The following is a 2,225-nucleotide window of genomic DNA, read 5'->3' on the forward strand; positions in this document are numbered from 1 at the left end:
GCCAGTCGGCGAAGCTGCGTCCGTCGCGGGCGAGGGCCAGCAGCAGGGGCGCGGGCTCGGATCCGGCGCCGCCGGCGGCGTGGGCGGCTTCCACTTCGGTGAGGATGGCGCGCAGGCCCAGCTGGTCGGCGGCCCACATGGGCCCGCCTCTGGTGCGCGGGAAGCCGTAGCCATGGACGAAGGCGAGATCGATGTCGGAGGCCCGCAGCGCGATGCCTTCGGCCAGGGCCTTGGCGCCTTCGTTCGCCATGACGGCGAGAAGCCGGCGCTGGATCTGCTCGGGTGTGAAGGCGCGCGACGCGATGGCTTTTTCCGCGCGGGCTTCGGCGATCACGGCCTCCACCACGGGATCGGCGGATTTTCCGCCCCCCGCGTCATAGGCGTACCAGCCAGCACCGGTCTTGCGGCCGAGGCGGCCTTGGTCCACCAGTCGGTCGGCGATGGCGACATAGCGCTCGGCCGGATCGCGGGTGGCCGCCCGGCGCTTGCGCATGGCATAGGCGATGTCGAGGCCGGACATGTCGGACACGGCGAAGAGGCCCATGGCGAAGCCATAGGCTTCCAGCGCCGCATCCACCTCCTGCGGGCTGGCGCCGTCCTCCACCAGAACTTCGGCGTGGCGGCGGTAGAGCGCATAGATGCGGTTGCCGATGAAGCCGTCGCAATTGCCCGCCACCACTGGCTGCTTGCCCATCTTCTTCGCCAGCGCCAGCGCCGTGGCGATGACATCGGGCGCGGTGCGTGACGGGCGCACCACCTCCAGCAGCTTCATCACGTTGGCGGGGGCGAAGAAGTGCAGGCCCACCACATCCTGCGGCCGGGAGGTGGCGGCGGCGATGGCGTCGAGGTCGAGATAGGAGGTGTTGGTGGCCAGCACCGCGCCGGGCTTTGCCACCGCATCGAGGCGGCGGAAGATGTCGGCCTTGACGGCGAGGTCCTCGAAGGCGGCTTCCACCACCAGGTCGGCGGCGGCAAGGCGCCCCCAGTCGGCGGTAGGGGTGATGCGGGCGAGGCGCTCGGCGCCTTGCCTGTCGGTGAGCCGGCCGCTCTTCACCTGCCGGGCATAGAGGTCGGCCACCCGCTGCAGGCCGGCGGCGGCGGCCTCCGCATCCCGCTCCACCAATGTGACGGAAAGGCCGGCGTCGGCCAGCGCCACGGCGATGCCGGCGCCCATGGTGCCGGCGCCGATCACCGCCACTGCCTCCAGCGGACGCGGCACGACGCCCTCCAGCCCCGGCACCTTCGTCGCCTCACGCTCGGCGAAGAAGAGATGGCGCAGCGCCTTTGCCTCGGCACTCTCGCGCAGGGCGAGGAAGGCGGCGCGCTCGACGGCGAGCCCGCTGGCGAAATCCCCCTCCCCCGCCGCGCGGATGACGCGGATGGACTCGCCGATGGCCGGGACGCCCTTCGCCCCCCTGCGGGCGCGGGCCACCGCAGCCTCTTCCGCCGCCCCATCGCAGGCGGGAACCGGCAGCGCCGAGAGGCGGCGCTTGGGCACGTCCCGCGCGCGGGCGATGGCCTCGACGAGGAGGTCACCCTCCACCACCCCATCCAACAGGCCGAGGGCGAGGGCATCGCCCGCCTTCAGCACGCTCCCCTCGCAGACGAGGGCGATGGCCTGCGCAATCCCCACCAGGCGCGGCAGGCGCTGGGTGCCGCCGGCGCCGGGAATGAGGCCGAGCCGGCTCTCGGTGAGACCCACCAGCGCCCTCGGCCCGCCGAGCCTGAGGTCGCAGGCCAGCGCGATCTCGCAGCCGCCGCCCAACGCGGCCCCGGCGATGGCGGCCACCACCGGCTTTGCACAGGCATCGATGGCCGCCACCACGTCCGGCAGGAAGGGGGCCTCCGGCGGCTGGCTCATCTCGCGGATGTCGGCGCCGGCGATGAAGCGCCCCGGACCGCCGCTGATCACCAGCGCCGCCACGTCGGGATCGGCCTCCAGCATGCGCACGGCGTCGATCAGCCCTTGCCGCACCGCCTTCGACAGGGCGTTCACCGGCGGAAAATCAATGGCGATCACCCCCACGGCGCCTTGTCGCGCAATGGTGACCGGAGGTGTCACGGCATCCACGGCTCAGACCCTCTCGATGAGGGCGGCGATGCCCTGGCCGACGCCGATGCACATGGTCGCCACCGCCCACCTGCCCCCGCGCACCTCCAGCGCGCTCACCGCCGTCATCGCAAGCCGCGCACCCGACATCCCAAGAGGATGCCCAAGCGCTATG

At 72.6% G+C, this 2,225-nt stretch carries 1 protein-coding gene and 1 pseudogene; both read right to left on the bottom strand.

Annotation, left to right across the window (positions count from 1 at the left end):
• The coding region (locus FZ033_RS23870; RefSeq protein WP_149578553.1) for an FAD-dependent oxidoreductase at nt 1-2,071 on the bottom strand (2,071 nt) is incomplete at its 3' end.
• A 3-nt stretch (nt 2,072-2,074) separates the two neighbouring features.
• A pseudogene (locus FZ033_RS23875) lies at nt 2,075-2,225 on the bottom strand (3-oxoadipyl-CoA thiolase); the annotation flags it as partial.

The organism is Xanthobacter oligotrophicus (assembly GCF_008364685.1).
Taxonomy (GTDB): domain Bacteria; phylum Pseudomonadota; class Alphaproteobacteria; order Rhizobiales; family Xanthobacteraceae; genus Xanthobacter; species Xanthobacter oligotrophicus.